A 15,422-nucleotide genomic window follows, 5' to 3' on the forward strand; every position below is an offset into this window, starting at 1 on the left:
CTTTTTAAATAAGATCTTGCTAAGATGAATATTTTTTGTAAAAAGTGCTTTGTCTTTTTTTTATTTTTCAGTTTATGTTTTGCTCTGTACGCACAGTCATACGAAGCGGAAGACGCGGTTTTAAACCAGGTTTTACCCAAAGTCGATCCGGGAGCCTCTGGTGGCTACCGGGTTGCTTACTTTGATAACATCGGTGATTATATCAGGTTTGATGATGTTACCGCCGGTGACCAATTAGTTATTACATATTCGCTAGGGTTGTCCGAGAGCAAACAGTGCAGTTTATACTGCGACAATGTTGACGTGGCAACAGCGGTATTTCATCCTACCGGCTCGTGGGATACCTATAGCCAACTGGGAATATCGGCATCTGCTGAGAGTACTGTAATGTTAAGAGTCGATGCCGATGACGAACTTGCAAATAGCTATTATTCCAGCGCTTCGATAGATAAAATTGAGCTTTCGTCAACCTACTGGCGCAGCAGCTTATATCCTGAAAACTGGACACCGGGCTACAAAGATAGCCAGGGACGTTTTCTGCATGATTTTTCCTATGCAGGATACAGGAAAGGTCAAGCCGACCTGGGACAGGCCATTCCCTCAACAATTATCGATGTAACCAAACCACCATACAATGCCGATAACACTGGAAATAAAGATTCTACCAATGCCATTCAGGCTGCCATAGACTATGCAGCATCGGTTGGTGGAGCAGTAGTATACCTGCCCGCGGGCAAATACACTGTAAGCCCTCAAAACAACGATAATTATGCGATTCGTGTCTCTTCGAGTAATATTGTTCTTAGAGGTGACGGCCCGGAAAACACGAAAATATTCAATAATGAAACATACATGCGCAGCAAAAGCGTAATTCTTTTTGCGCCGGCTTATGGATATTCAGCCTGGTTCACTCCTGTTGCAGATTCTGAAATTGCCATTACTGCTGATATACCTGGACCAACAAATACCATCCAAGTCGCGTCGACCTCGGGCCTTAATGCTGGGGATTGGATTATTGTTCGCACCGATTGTACCGAAGATTTCATTGCTGATCACAATATGAGCGGCATATGGACCAGCAGTCTTAAGGGAACCGCACTTTATCGCCGTATCACAGGCGTTAATCCGATTGCTAAAACCATCACAATTGATATCCCTACACGTTATTGGATGAAGACCCGGGATAATGCCAGGGTCTACAAGATCCCTGATCATATTGAAGAAGTCGGTATTGAACATTTGTCGATTGGTATGCTTGAAAATCCAAATGATGGACTTGGCGATGGAGACTACGCAGTTGAAGGGACAGCCGCCTATGAAGTCCACTCCTCTGAAGTGATAACGTTTGCTAATATCGTTGACGGCTGGATAAGTGATATTCAGACCTATCGTCCAGAAGAAAACACCGGTGACTATCATGTACTTTCAAACATAATATTACTGGAAAAATCACGAAACATCACCGTGAGAGGATGTTCACTAGCCAAGCCCCAATACGAAGGCGGAGGCGGCAATGGATATGCCTATATACTTTCAGGCAATGACTGCCTTCTGGTTGACTGCAAGGCATATCATACCAGGCATAATTACTCTTTCAAAAGCATGTGGACCTGTGGAAATGTACTATATCGATGCGAATCAAAAGACCCACGCCTGACAGCCGATTTCCATATGCATCTAAGTCCGGCGAATCTTATCGATAGTAATCGCATGGATAACGACACATGGAATGCCAAATATCGGCCCTACGGTACAATCATCCACGGTCACACGACAAGCCAAACGGTCTTCTGGAATACATACGGAGAAGGCGGAAAAAGCTATCTTATAGATTCCAAGCAATGGGATATGGGTTATGTAATTGGCACTTCCGGCACGGTGGATAATGTTATTCTGGGTAATTCTTACGGCTCAGAGCCAGAGGATTTCCTGGAAGGCGAAGGCCTCGGCGAAACTCTTGAGCCCCAATCGCTATTTGTAGATCAGTTAACACGCCGAAACGGCGATGTCCCTTCATATCTTAGAACTCTCACAGCCGATTTTAACAACGACGGTGTTTTCGATATGGTTGATATGTCATACTTTTTTGAACACTGGCTCGATTGCGGTTTGGTTCCGCATTGTAACTGATAACAAGAGATGCCATAATTAGAAGCTGTTTTGGAACAGCTTTTAAGAACCTCATTTCCTGAGTTGGCAGTTGTGTGCTGTGAAATACCATCGACCAACGAAAGCATTTCTTTGGTCCACTTCCAAAATGTGCGAATTTCATCGTGCGTTATCATGTCTGTTGCGCATTTCTTAGGTGGTTGTCAGTTTTTGATGATTTCAACAGTCACATTACTTACAAAAAGTTTGTTTTAGCCGCTTTGTCAATATATAATCCCTCTCTAAAAAACTGTTCCATACGCGATAATTAGTTGACTGGGAAGATGATGAAATACGGCTATTTCGATGAGAAGAATCGCGAGTATGTTATCGACAGGTGTGATGTGCCCGTGTCGTTTACCAATTATCTCGGCCTGGAGAATATGTGCACGGTCATAAGCCACAACTCCGGCGGGTATTCGTTCAAGGGTTCACCCGAGTATGGCCGAATAACGCGTTTTCGTCCTAATGGGGTGCCGCTGGATCGGCCCGGCCACTATGTTTATCTGCGTGACGACGAGACGGGCAAGTACTGGACCGTTAGCTGGCAGCCGGTCGGGATCGACCTGAAAGAGGCTGAGTATGTCTGCCGTCACGGTTTGTCGTACTCGAAATTTGAATGCAAATACAACGGTATCATTGCTGAGAAAACGCTGTTTGTTCCGCTGGGTCATGACGTTGAGCTGTGGGATGTGAAAGTTACCAACACCAGTGACCGCAAGAGGGCGATAAGCCTGTTTTCGTATGTTGAGTTTTCCCTTCATCAGATCGATCTGGACAATAAGGACTTCCAGATGGGTTTGTACGCTAGCGGTTCGAGCTGCACAGAAGGTGTGATCGATTATACGTTTTTCTATCATCCCGACATGCACCACTTTATGACGGCCGACTTTGAGCCGGACAGCTACGACTGTGTGCGTGATGAGTTTATAGGCAACTATCGCAGCGAATCAAATCCTGCGGCGGTAGAGAATGGACGCTGTTCGAACAGCAGTAAGCTGGGCGGTAATCATTGCGGTTCCCTGCACAAGCAGTTCGAGATAGAGCCCGGCCAGACGATCCGCGCAGTATTGATGCTCGGAGCAGGTGGAGCTGAACAGGGCAAAAAGACTCGCAAGATGTTTGCTGATCACTCAGTAGTAGATAAGGCGTTCGAGCAAATCAAGAATTACTGGCGGTCCAGGCTTGCGAATTATCAGTGCATCACACCTGACGAAGGTGCTAATGTAATGCTCAATACCTGGACGCCTTACCAGGCAGCGACTTGTGTTACATGGTCGCGGTTTGCATCGTTCATTGAGGTGGGCGGACGTACAGGTCTTGGCTATCGCGATACCGCGCAGGATACGATCAGTTCATCTTATCTGCAGCCGGATAAGGTTAAGCAGAGACTTGTCGAGTTGATGCGAGCCCAGACGTCCGAAGGATTCGGGCTGCATCTTTTCGATCCTGCAATGATGGACGAAAGTGGAGACGCCAAAGCGAATCTGCCAACGGTGCTGCTGTCTGGCGATTCGGATCAGAGTGTTCATATTCCAGAGCTCAAGGATGTTTGCTCGGATGACGCCCTCTGGCTCGTTGCTGCAGTGTGCGAGTATCTCAAGGAAACGGGCGATATCGATTTCCTGGAAACGGAAGTGACTTTTGCCGACGAAGGCTCAGCCACGGTTTACGAACATTTGAAGAAGGCCCTGGATTTCTCCGCCAAACACGTCGCGGACAATGGTATATGTCAAGGACTGCGTGCCGACTGGAATGATTGCATCAATCTGCGGGGCGGCCAGTCTTCAATGGTGACATTCATGCACTACTGGGCGCTTAGGCTGTTTAACGAGGTTGCGGCATATCTGAACCGTGACGATGACTCGGAAAGATACAGTGAAATCGCCAGCCGGATAAAGCAGGCTGCTGCGGCAAATCTCTGGGATGGACAATGGTATCTGCGAGGTTTCACAGCCGAGGGTCGCAAGATCGGCACTGACGAAGACGAAGAGGGCAAGCTGTTTTTGAACGCGCAAAGCTGGGCCGTGATGAGTGGTCTCAGCGAACATGACAAGGCGATTCGGGCAATGGATGCGGCTTACGATAAACTGTTCGACAGGTACGGACTGCACCTGCTCTGGCCCGCGTATTCCAAGCCTGATGACGGTGTCGGCTTCGTGACCCGGGTTTACAAGGGCATCAAGGAGAACGCTTCGATATTCTCGCATCCAAATCCGTGGGCGATCATTGCTGAGTGCATGCTCGGCCGCGGCGACAGGGCCTTCGAGTACTATACCGCAATGCTGCCTTTCTACCAGAACGACATGATGGAAATTCGTCAGGCCGAGCCGTATTCATATTGTCAGTTCGTTATGGGCAAAGATCATACTGACCACGGCAGGGCGAGGCATCCGTGGCTGACCGGCTCGGCGGGGTGGTTCTACACTGCCGCAACAAAATGGATCCTCGGCGTGCGCCCTACGTTTAAGGGCCTGGAGGTCGATCCATGCGTTCCGAAGGACTGGGATGAGTTTTCCATCGTTCGTAAATGGCGCGGCTCGACATTCAATATCTCAGTCAAAAATCCTGACCACGTTTCAAAGGGCGTAAAGAGCATCAAACTCAACGGCCAGGAAATTACCGGCCTAATACCCGTTCAGCAGCCAGGAACCGACAATGATGTTCAGGTTTTAATGGGTTGATGGCCCTGGACGTTAACTCTTGGCAGGAACAAGCCGCAGCGTGATTATCTGGAACGGCCGGATGTTGAATCGAACTTTGCGCCCATCTGTTTCCAGTTGTTCTTTGTTGTTTTCCAACAGGTCGGCCACATAACAGGAGGCAAGCTCGAAGCCTGCGGTCAATTCGACGGGACCTCGGCACTGTGCGGCTTCGTAGAGCCTTACGATGATCCCGCTTCCGTCCTCGGCCTGTTTGATGGTTTCGACAAAGACGTTTTCTCGGTCCAGACGGACCATTGAAGCCAGGCGTTTAGGTTGTGTCGTTGGATTGTCACTCCGGTGCACGATCAGCGGATCGTTCAACGCATAAGCTCTGCGGACCGTTTCCATGCTCAGCTTGCCGCTGTGGGGTAATAAAGTGTATCTAAAACTGTGTCGACCTGTGTCCGCGCAGGGGTCCGGCATGGTAGGGCTTCGCAGCAGCGTGATCCGTATGATGTTGTCTCTAATATCATGGCCGTACTTGCAGTCATTAAGCAGGCTTACTCCATAATCGCCTTCGCTTAGGTCCACCCACTTTTGCGCACAGACTTCGAATTTCGCCCAGTCCCAGCTTGTATTGTGATGTGTAGGACGATCCACATGGCCCCACTGTATCTCGTAAGTTGCAACGTCAGAAAGGATCTCAACCGGAAATGCAGCTTTTAGCAGAACGTGTTTCTCCTGCCAGTCTATTTCGGTTGTGAACTCGATTGCTGGTGAGTTACGTGTAAGACTGATACGCTGAGTATATGAGCTGTTCAATATTTTACGCTTGATCTCAAGAGTAGCACGAAGCGGACCGGTTTCTGCAACCTTGACCGAATCTGCAGGGTTTGCCAGCCACATCTTATCGTTGTAGAAGATGTCGATGTCCCAAGCGTCCCAGTCTATCGGCCGATCCTCAAAGGCCTGCAATTGATTACCGATTGCATTTTCACTCAGCACCTGTCGTTGGCTGATCTTATCGTAGATGCTCGTTATATCTCCTTCGGTATTGAGCTCGATCTTTAGAAACTTATTTTCCAGCAGATTCTGAGAAACGGTCAAGGTGTTCCGGATCGGGTCCCTGTCTTTGGAGGAGATTGTGAGCGGCTGTATGCTGAATTCTTCGATTCTGCCGAGGTCGATGAGCGTGCCGTCTTCGGTGTTCTGGGTTGTCAGAATTTCACCTTGCGAAGTGGTTAGAGTTTCGTTTTCATTCAGCCTGGTGTCCAGCCAGGCGAGATCTGTACGGCAGAAAGAAGTCGGATTTGCTACGATCAGCCCGGAATTCATTTTCGAAGACAGCGTGTTCAGAGCGGACTTTTTGATTTCATCTGTAATCTGTTCTACCTGGGCATACTGCTCCAGAGAGTCTTCGTAGACTTCACCGATGCTGCTGCCGGGTATGATATCGTGGAACTGGTTGAGGCATACCAGCTTCCATGCCCTCGTCAATTCATCGTACGGATAGGCGTATCCGTTGTCGGTCAATGCCGCCAGCGAAGCAAGCCACTCGGCGTCGTGCAGAGCAAACTCAGATCTTCGGTTTGCTTTCTTGTTGTTCGCCTGTGTTGTGTATGTGCCGCGGTGTCCTTCAAGGTAAAGCTCACCGTTCCATTTAGGTAAATCGCTGCCGCACTTCTTCTCGAGTTTCTTAAAAAAATCGATCACTTTGCCATGTTTGACTCTCGGCATGGAAGGGAAGTTTGCAGTGTTTGCGATGTTTTCCAGCATCTCACGCGTGGGCCCACCCCCGCCGTCACCATGTCCAAAGCAGGTCATAAGCTCGCTGTGACATTCCTTCTGCCTGCAGTTGGTCCATGTATTGAGCAGCTCTTCGGCTTTTGCGGTCCCGTTGTAGGTGACCCAGTCGCCCGATTTGGTCGTTCCAAGATGTGTCAGAACTTGAGTCCCATCAAGGCCCTCCCACATGAAGGTATCGTAAGGCATTTGGTTGTAACGGTTCCACGACATCTTCGTTGTAAAGAAGTATTCCAGGCCTGCCAGTTTCATGATCTGGGGCAGGTTGTATGCATAGCCGAAAACGTCCGGCAGCCACAGTACCGGCGACTCAGCTCCTTTGCCGAAATGCTCAGTAAAGAACCTGCGTCCGAGCAAAAACTGCCTGGCGAGCGATTCGGGCCCTGTGATATTGCAGTCCGCTTCAACCCACATGCCGCCGACAGTCTCCCACTTACCCTGCCGGACTTTTTCCCTGATGCTCTCGAAAAGCTCAGGATGGTCCTGCTTTACATATTCGTATAGTTGGGGCTGGCTTTGGGTGAAGATGTATTCGTCGAACTCGTTCATCAATGACAGAACGGTGTGGAATGACCGCCCGCACTTTTTACGGGTCTGCGCCAACGGCCAGACCCATGCTGCATCTATGTGCGAATGACCAATTGCGGAAATATTGACGTCCAGAGGATTACCGGCTCGTGCGATACCCTCTGTAAGCGTTTTATGTGCCTCAGGAACGCTGGCATAGAAACCTTTGGCAAGGGGCTCTCGCAGATTGAGGCATCTGAAGGCCTCGTCAAGTGAGTTGAGCACACGTTCTCTGGCTGGGTTGTTCACATCGAGCGCTGTGACACAGTCCAGAGCCATCCGGGCTACTGCGACGAAGTCCCGTGTTTCAGTGTCGATCGACACCACGTCACATCCCTGCATCAAAAGTTTCACATCCGACGTTCCCTCATATATTCCCCATCGCCCCGTATAGCCGTCAAGCGAGAGCAGGTGCTCCTCGCCGTCTATGCAGTCCTTTGGCAGATAGATGACCTTGTGATACTTATCCAGGCCCGCCAGAGGCTTGCCGTCAATATGTACCAGGGCCTCGGGATGGCAGAAATCCCAGCCGGGAGCTTCACCGATATTGAACGACAGGGCAACCGGCTCGCAGTCGGCCCATTCAGCAGGAACGGTAAACCTGCTCCGCAGCGTAAAGTTGCTGTACCACTGCCCCCAGTAAGTGCCTGGCTCGATGCGATCCCAGTTCGAATCGTCAACATCCAGGCCAATGTGTCCTTTCTCAGCGGCATTTTCATGCAGCAGATATTTAAACGGCTCGACTGCCTGTCTAGCCCTGCAAACAAGCGGTTCTATCAGTCGAAGTCTCGTTTGCAATTTTGCCAGCGTCAGGCGTTTTTCGTGTTTCATGGTGTTCGCTTCCTTGTGACTTCGCAATACATCACAACTTGATAAAATGATGAAACTTCGGCAAAGAGCTTGATTCTTCGCCCTTATCGACATAATCTAAGGCATTTGAATAAGATTGTCCATCATTATCGGAGAGGCACTTATGGCTGCAAGTTCTAAGATCATAGGCTCATCGTTGCCCAACATTCCATGGCAGGACCGCAAACCCGGATCCAGCGAGATCATGTGGCGGCACAGCGGCAACCCAGTAATATCCCGCGACCATATCCCGAGTTCCAACAGTATTTTCAACAGTGCGGTCGTTCCTTACAAGGACGGCTTTGCAGGAGTTTTCAGATGCGATAACAAAAACCGTCAGGCCTGGATACATAGCGGCCAGAGCACGGATGGTATCAATTTCGAGATCGACCATGAACCGATAGACTTTGAGTGCGCCGAACCCGATATTGCAGAAAGGGTAGAATGGTACGACCCCCGGGTCCTATGGCTGGAAGACCGCTACTATGTCACCTGGTGCAATTTCTACCACGGACCGACCATCGGCGTGGGCTACACCTACGACTTCAAGAAATTCTACCAGATGGAAAACGCGTTCCTGCCCTACAATCGCAACGGCGTGTTTTTCCCTCGCAAGATCAACGGCCGATATGCCATGCTCAGCAGGCCCAGTGACGCAGGCCATACCGCATACGGTGACATCTTCTATAGCGAAAGTCCCGACATGTGCTACTGGGGCAAACATCGCTTCGTCATGGGCACAACCATCGGCTGGCAGTCAAAGAAGATCGGCCCCGGCCCAGTACCCATAGAGACTACCGAAGGCTGGCTTATGTTCTATCACGGCGTTCTCTATAGCTGCAACGGCTTCGTCTACAGCATGGGCGCTGCTCTGCTCGACATCGATAAACCCTGGAAAGTAGTCGCCCGCACAAAGCCGTATCTGCTCTCGCCTCAGGAATTGTACGAGTGCGTCGGCGATGTGCCGAACGTCGTTTTTCCCTGCGCCGCACTGACCGATGCTGACACCGGCCGAATTGCCGTCTACTACGGCTGCGCAGACACCGTGACCGGCCTCGCATTCTGCAAGGTCGATGAAATCATTGACTATATTAAGGGTAGCTCTAATAATTGCTTTTGAGCGGCAGGTAGAAGATTTTTGCGTTCCGGCAAGGAAGACAGATCAGCTTTAGTTGCCGCTAAAGCGGTTCTTGTCTGACGCCGCTCGGAATCAAAAAGATTCGCTTGTCCGCCAAAATGAATTGTTAGAGGTACCCTTAAGCAATATTCCCATTAGACGCTATATTGCGAAGGCTTCTAGAAGTGTTTCAAAACTGCTTTTGGCTTCTCGGTGAGCAATTTTTTCGGCTCGGCAAGGCGAGCGAAATTGGTAATAGCCGAAACTATGGCCGATTTTGCTCAACGCAGCCGAACGGAAAAAGGGCAGCCGAAAGACAAATCTGAGTTTTGAAATAGTTTCTAAGAACCTGGACAGGAGATTTTCATGAAAGAACGAATTTTTGTTTCGCCTATTCCAAGATCGTTGACTTTGACGTTCATTTTTGTTTGTTTGTGCGGCTTTCCGCAAATTTTAAAAGCGGAGAAGCCCCAAAGGCACTTGTTCACCGAGGCTCTGCTGCTGGAAAACGCCGGAATGTATGGCCGACGCCCGGTGCATACAGATGCAGTTGTGCAGGAAATAATCACGGGTTCCTGGCAGGCTCCGAATGACGGCCAGGCCTTCATGCTTGCCGATGGTACCGAAAAGAACTGGCGAAAAGTCACCGCCGATGATCAGGGCTGGTTTTCAGAGAAGGGCAGGGGCGGCTACCTCTACGCCACCTACACCAGCGACAGCGAAAAAGTCATGCTGCTGCACATGATGGGCAACAGCATGGCCTATGTCAACGGCGTGCCTCGCGTGGGCAGCCGCTATCAGTACCGCGATGCCAACAATCCTTGGGAACCGAACTTCGACCTGACATATCTGCCGGTCAAACTAAAAAAGGGCGTCAACGAATTTCTCTTCAAACGCACCTGGCGTTCCGGCGGCAGGGTTAAGGCCGAGCTGATCAGCCCCGAATCGCAGATCATGATCATACCGAATGATACGACGCTGCCCGATCTGCTAGTCGGAGACCCCGTCGACACAGTCGGCGCGACTGTCATAGCTAATTGTACGGGCAAGGCTTTGGACAGTCTGTACCTGCGTACCAGTTGGGCCGGTGATAAGCAACCCGCCTCCATAAAAGTACCAGTCATCCAGCCCATGTCAGTTCGAAAAGTGGCATTTGCTTTGAAACGCCCTGAGTTTGAATCTGCGGGCAAAAAGCAGGTCGAAGTCTCAGTCGTCCAGCAGATTGGAAGCTGGCGATACAAGACACTGCACAGCCGAACGATCCCGATCCAGGTCAAGCAGCCCCACGAAACTCACAAACGCACCTTCATCAGTGACATCGATAAAAGCGTCCAATACTTTGCCGTTACGCCCGCATCACCGCTCGACGGCAAGAACGAAAACCTCGCAATGGTCTACAGCGTCCACGGTGCCAGCGTCGAAGCATTGAACCAGGCCGCCTCATATGCCCCCAAATCCTGGTGCAACATCGTCTCGCCTACCAACCGCAGGCCCTACGGCTTCGACTGGGAAGACTGGGGCCGAACGGACCTGCTGGAAGTCATGGAAATCGCCGAGCAGCAGTTCAATCCCGATCCCTCGCGTGTCTATCTGACAGGCCATTCGATGGGCGGTCACGGCACATGGATCAACGGATCGACATTCCCCGACAAGTTCGCAGCCGTGGGCCCCAGTGCCGGCTGGATCAGCTTCCATTCTTATCGTGGTGCTGAAAAAACGAAAAATGCCTCGCCTATCGAAAAGATGCTCACCCGTGCGGAAAATCCAAGCGACACTATATCCCTGGCCGAAAACCTCGAGCACAAGGGCATCTACATCATCCACGGAAGTGCGGACGACAACGTTCCCGCCAGCGAATCATACCTTATGATGGATAAGCTCAAAACTTTCCACAAGGACTACATGTACTACGAAGAGCCGGGCGCGGGTCACTGGTGGGACGATCCCAATACCGCCGGCGCTGAATGCGTCGACTGGCCGCCCATGTTCGATTTCTTCGCACGTCACCGTCTGCCCCGAGACGAAGAAATACGTCAGGTTGATTTCGTCACGGCAAATCCTGGCGTTTCTGCCTGGTCGCACTTGGCGGGCATCGAGGCCCAGCAAAAGCACCTCGAGCCCAGCCGCATCAGCATCCGCTGTAATCCGCCTGAGCGTGCGTTCATCGGCACAACCGAAAACGTTGCAAGGCTTAGCCTGAAACTGGACCATCTGCCCGCCGGCGAACCTGTAAGCGTAACCCTGGATGGCTGGAAGATCGAAAACATTGACTGGCCCGAAAAAGCTCAGATCTGGCTCGCAAACAGGGGCGGTCAATGGCAGCAGATCGGCCCGGCACCAACTGCCGAAAAGGGCCCACACCGCAATGGTCCGTTCAAAACAGCGTTCGATCACAACATGATGTTTGTCTACGGCACAAACGGGACTGCCGCTGAGAACAAGTGGGCACGCACAAAGGCCCGCTTCGATGCCGAACAATGGTGGTACCAGGGCAACGGCTCAGTGGACATTATCTCAGACGTTGAGTTCAACAGCGCATTCGACGCCCCAGCCGACGACAAACTCTCTTCCTACGCTGATCCCGATCGAGGCGTGATTCTCTACGGCAACGCCAATACAAACACCGCATGGAAAACCCTGCTCGCCGACAGTCCGATCCAGGTTAAACGCAGAAAAGTCACCATCGGCAAACGCGAAATTACCGGCGATGATCTCGCGTGTCTTTTCCTCAGGCCCCACGCCGACAGTGATACCGCGTGTGTCGGCGTAGTGAGTGGCACAGGCCTGCTCGGCCAGCGGCTGACCGAACGCGTGACCTATCTCTTCGCGGGCTGCAGCTACCCGGACTACACTGTCATCGGACCGGACATGCTCACCGAAGGCACCAAAGGCGTTCTCGCAGCGGGCTGTTTTGGCAACGACTGGACCGTCGAAAATGGCGAGTTCGTCATTACCAACCGCGAGACCGGCGAACAGAAATCCAGCGAGCTGCCTGCCTACATTGATATAGATCCTCGTCCGTTCGTCCATCCACGGCATTACATCGCCGGAAAGGTTTCCGAGCCGATCACCATCGACGGCAAGCTCGATGAGCCCGGCTGGCGCAAAGCACCCTGGACCGAGCCGCACGTCGATATCGAAGGCATGATGACGGACAAAAAGCCCTATCTCAGGACCCAGACGAAGATGATATGGGATGATGAATGCCTCTACATCGGTGCCAAACTCCATGATCCGCACATCTGGGGCACGATCACTGAGCGAAATGCCGTCATTTTCCACGACAACGACTTTGAAGTATTCCTCGATCCCGATGGTGACAGCCACAACTATTTCGAATTCGAGATGAACGCTTTGAATACGGTCTGGAACCTGCTGCTCGACAAGCCCTACAAGCACGGCGGCAATCCTGTTATACGAGAAATGCCCGGACAGAAGACAGGCGTTTTCGTTAAAGGCACGCTCAACGATCCCAGCGACGAGGACGAGTACTGGACGGTGGAGATTGCCTTCCCATTCGAGGGCATCGAGGAATATGCCGGCACTGCCTGTCCGCCGGCCGACGGCGATCAGTGGCGGATAAACTTCTCACGCGTACAGTGGCAGCACGAGGTCGTAGACGGCAAGTATGTCCGCGTACCCGCTCGCGACGAAAAGAACCCGAGCGTTCACGAGAGCAACTGGATATGGTCACCACAGGGCAGGATCAATATGCATCGGCCCGAGACCTGGGGCTATCTGCAATTCTCCGCCCAGCCGCCAGGCAGCAACATTGCATTTACACCGGATCCAACCGCCCATGCCCGATACCTTCTGCACAAAGTTCTCTATGCCCAGGAAGGATACAAACTCAGGCACGGATCCTACGCTGCCGATCTCAAAGATCTCGGATTGCAAAATTTGACGGATGAATCGCTCGCCGGGCCAATAGAGCTGCAAAGCGACGGCAAGGCCTATACCGCAACTGCCAAAGTCATTCTTCCCGATGATAAGACTGCAACAGTCTACATAGCTCATACAGGCCGCACCTGGACAGAGTATTGATTGACTTGACGCAGTTTTGGAATTGTTTATAAAAAGACCAGAGGCAGAGTTAGAATATCGCATCTGCCCCTGGTCTTTCCCGCAAAAATCTGTTGGCTGTCGCCTAAACGGATTTTCTCTTTTTCGACACGTCATCATTGTCGCACGCTTGAGGTGCTGAATCAGGCCTTATCGCATCGGCTGTCTCATCAAGATTGCGACCCCCGACAACCCGGCCATCATCTGCTTCGTCTGCCTGCTGCGTCTTCAGCTTTCTGTACATGTAGCGCATATCCATAAAGCCGCCGATCGTAAACCAGACAGTCAGCACAACTGACATCGACAGAATCAGCCATGTCCATATCTGCCAGAAGCTCAACCAGGCATTCTTTGAAATGCCGCCTTCGTTTGTCTTCTGTATAATGTTGCCCACGATGAATATTATAAACCACACCAGGGGCCATGCCAGTGTCACTAAAGCGATCACAGTGTCGCGTTTTGTGAACTCCCTTGTAAAGCCCAGCTTTTGCCAAACAGTCTTAGCATCGTGCAGCGAAACGGATTCTTCTCCTTTGATCTTGTATTTGCCGCGATGCAGCATGCGATCCATATTGAATGCTTTCTTTCTGCCAATCAGTGAAACAGCTACATAAACGCTCACAGATATCACAATGGCGCAGAAAGTGATCTCCTGGCCTGTCAGGAAAAAGTCCGGATTGATGAATTGCTTGATAACCATCCCGACCAGCGACGTGACCATTCCGATTATCATAGAGGCCCACGCCGCCGCAGTCGTACCCTTGGACCAGTAAAGACCTCCAATTATCACCGTACCCGCACCGGCCGTGAACACCGAAGCCGATATCGCACAATACATAGCGATGTGCTGCGTATGTTTGAAAAACAGACTGAACAGAAAAATATAAACTGCCACTGCGAAAATAGCACCCCGCAGCCACCAGATGTGCTCCTTCGGCCCTAACGGTGTTTTTTTAAAAGGCATCACGATGTCCTGGATAAGCATCGAGCCCCAGGAGTGCAGATATGAATCGTGAGTGCTGATAAACGCCCCCAGCATGGCCGCCACCATAAGCCCCAACACCACCGGAGGCAGTAAGGCCCCAATTGCCATCGGTGTTCTCGCCTGATTCCTAAGCGACTCCACATAGCTCTCATCGATCCTTTCATTGTCGACCTCCAGATTTTCAGTATTGATGCTGTTGATCCTGTTATGTACTACCGAGGCCTGATCAGCAAAATCTGGATGCGTCAAATATGTCCTAACACATATGGGCAGTACCAGTACCAGGATCATCATCAACACACGAAATCGCCAGTGGCTGAGCATCATGCCCATTTTCGTTTCATGTGCATTCTTGGCGCAGCTATAATATCCTGCCGTTCCCTGCCACGCCAGCGGCACATAAAATGCAACAATAACACCGATCACATAGTACCATTTGTCAAAGTTCTTTTCTCTGCCCAGATCAAATGGGTCTATCAGCGATTTGCCCGCAGGGGCGCTAAGAAGTGTGTCCGAAATCTGATCCCATCTGAATGTATACAGCAGATACGCGCAAACTATCGCAAATACGATATACGCCCACGTACCCTGCAGGAAATCCGTGATCATCACTGCGATCTGTCCGCCGAGGAACGTAAATACCAGTGAAATGCCGATCAGAACCAGCATCACTGCAGGAAATGCAGATATGGTCATTCCAAGTACATCGAACTGTTCAGGAATTCCACAAAGCCATATAAAAAACCGTGCCCCGACAGAAGGAAATATACCGAAATTTATCAGGCCTGCTGCAAAAGCGACAATGCCCGCAAATACCCTGAATTTTTTGCTGTATCGAATTTCAAAGAATTGCGCAAGCGTCAATGCCCTTGTCTGACGAAAGCGATAGTAAGCCCAGCCAGTAATGGCCATGATTATCAGAACAGGCCCCTCCATTAGACTCCACCAGACCGAAGTGAAGCCGACATCGTAGTTCTGCTCGAAAAGCCAGACCAGGCTGATAACCCCCATCATCGCCATGCCCATTGCAACGCTGATAAGATAGCGTCCTCCGCAACGTTCGGCCGCAAGAAATCCCGAAACACTCTTTGTGTAGCGTTTTGCAGAGATGGCGCCCACGGTTAGCACAATCAGCAATGAGGCTACGATCGCCCAGTCAATAGGGGCCATATTCATGAGAAATTCCTTGTCTAATAAGCCTTGAACACCTGCAGGGCAGAAGGCGAGTGTTTATAGTCTAAACCGT

General features: G+C 50.9%; 6 protein-coding genes. 4 read left to right on the forward strand and 2 right to left on the reverse strand.

What is annotated here, in order from left to right:
- Positions 1-24 precede the first annotated feature (24 nt).
- Entirely contained in the window at positions 25-2,130 is a 2,106-nt protein-coding gene (locus STSP2_RS06065) for a glycosyl hydrolase family 28-related protein (protein WP_146660829.1), read from the forward strand.
- A 290-nt stretch (positions 2,131-2,420) separates the two neighbouring features.
- The gene (locus tag STSP2_RS06070) at positions 2,421-4,832 is read left to right on the forward strand and encodes a glycoside hydrolase family 94 protein (RefSeq protein WP_205848014.1); all 2,412 of its coding nucleotides are present in this window, start codon (positions 2,421-2,423) and stop codon (positions 4,830-4,832) included.
- A 12-nt stretch (positions 4,833-4,844) separates the two neighbouring features.
- Here STSP2_RS06070 and STSP2_RS06075 read toward each other — a convergent pair whose 3' ends face one another.
- Complete coding sequence (locus STSP2_RS06075; RefSeq protein ID WP_146660832.1) at positions 4,845-7,994, reverse strand: alpha-mannosidase; 3,150 nt, start codon at positions 7,992-7,994, stop codon at positions 4,845-4,847.
- 142 nt (positions 7,995-8,136) lie between these two features.
- On the opposite strand from STSP2_RS06075, the gene STSP2_RS06080 reads away from it, so the two are divergent.
- Positions 8,137-9,132: a glycoside hydrolase family 130 protein gene (locus STSP2_RS06080; protein WP_146660834.1), complete on the forward strand. Its 996-nt coding sequence runs from the start codon at positions 8,137-8,139 to the stop codon at positions 9,130-9,132.
- Between the two features lie 363 nt (positions 9,133-9,495).
- A complete protein-coding gene (locus STSP2_RS06085; RefSeq protein WP_146660835.1) occupies positions 9,496-13,173 on the forward strand; it encodes a prolyl oligopeptidase family serine peptidase in 3,678 nt (1,225 codons plus the stop codon).
- A 103-nt stretch (positions 13,174-13,276) separates the two neighbouring features.
- Here STSP2_RS06085 and STSP2_RS06090 read toward each other — a convergent pair whose 3' ends face one another.
- On the reverse strand, positions 13,277-15,352 hold the full coding sequence (locus STSP2_RS06090; protein WP_146660837.1) for a sodium:solute symporter family protein: 2,076 nt from the start codon (positions 15,350-15,352) through the stop codon (positions 13,277-13,279).
- Between the last annotated feature and the right edge of the window lie 70 nt (positions 15,353-15,422).

It is taken from the genome of Anaerohalosphaera lusitana (assembly GCF_002007645.1).
GTDB lineage: Bacteria > Planctomycetota > Phycisphaerae > Sedimentisphaerales > Anaerohalosphaeraceae > Anaerohalosphaera > Anaerohalosphaera lusitana.

Bases quoted from the DNA above. Each gene is read 5' to 3' on its own strand.
- STSP2_RS06065 (WP_146660829.1), top strand. From the start codon at position 25: ATGAATATTTTTTGTAAAAAGTGCTTTGTCTTTTTTTTATTTTTCAGT.
- STSP2_RS06075 (WP_146660832.1), bottom strand. From the start codon at position 7,994: ATGAAACACGAAAAACGCCTGACGCTGGCAAAATTGCAAACGAGACTT.
- STSP2_RS06080 (WP_146660834.1), top strand. From the start codon at position 8,137: ATGGCTGCAAGTTCTAAGATCATAGGCTCATCGTTGCCCAACATTCCA.
- STSP2_RS06085 (WP_146660835.1), top strand. From the start codon at position 9,496: ATGAAAGAACGAATTTTTGTTTCGCCTATTCCAAGATCGTTGACTTTG.
- STSP2_RS06090 (WP_146660837.1), bottom strand. From the start codon at position 15,352: ATGAATATGGCCCCTATTGACTGGGCGATCGTAGCCTCATTGCTGATT.